General features: G+C 61.1%; 1 protein-coding gene. It reads left to right on the top strand.

From position 1 onward, the window contains the following. Positions 1 to 194: 194 nt before the first annotated feature. A partial coding sequence (gene istA, locus AC0L3L_RS36365) for an IS21 family transposase (RefSeq protein WP_473642187.1) occupies positions 195 to 902 on the top strand: 708 nt, incomplete at its 3' end.

A 902-nucleotide genomic window follows, 5' to 3' on the forward strand; every position in this document is an offset into this window, starting at 1 on the left:
TGCAAATTCCGAGGGATGTCGCCCCCCGATTCCGAAATGATCTCGCCCCCTCGTTCCGAGAAATAACCGCCCCCTGATTCCGAAATGATGCCGCCCCCTTGGAGGAGTGTATGGGCGTGGTGCTCTGCTGGTGAAATGTTTCTTCTTTTGGGTTGTCCAGGAGAAGGAATGAAATGCCTGCGGAGAGATTGGCGATGCGGCGTGTCCGCGAGATTTTGAGATATCGATTTGAAGAGGGCCTTGGCCACAAGGCGATCTCGTACAGGGTCGGGGCTGCGCCCTCGACTGTGCGCGAAACGCTTCGTCGCGCGGAGACCGCCGGGCTGGTTTGGCCGCTTGGCGATGAGATCACCGACGCGGTCCTGGAGGCCGCGCTCTACAAGGCAAACGGGACGAAGACAGGGCACCGTCGTAGCGTGGAGCCGGATTGGGCTCATGTACACCGCGAGCTGAAGCGCAAGCATGTGACGCTGCAGATCCTGTGGGACGAATACATCGCTCGCCACCCCGATGGTTACCGCTATAGCCGCTATTGTGATCTATACCGGGGCTGGGCATCCAACCTGCCAGTAACGATGCGGCAGAACCATGCCGCCGGCGACAAGCTCTTCGTCGATTATGCCGGCGATACGGTGACGGTGATCGTCGACCGGCTGAGGGGCAAGGTGCGCCAGGCGCATCTGTTCGTGGCCGTGTTGGGCGCTTCGAGCCTATCCCATGCGGAAGCGCGCTGGAGTGAGACACTTCCGGACTGGCTGGGGTGTCACGTCAATGCACTGGAAGCGTTCGGCGGCGCGCCGGCTCTGTTGGTTCCCGACAATGCCAAGGTCGCCATCATCAAGGCCTGCCGCTACGACCCGCAGGTAAACCGCACCTATGCCGGCATGGCCGAGCATTATGGC

This window comes from Mesorhizobium sp. WSM4849 (assembly GCF_055811385.1).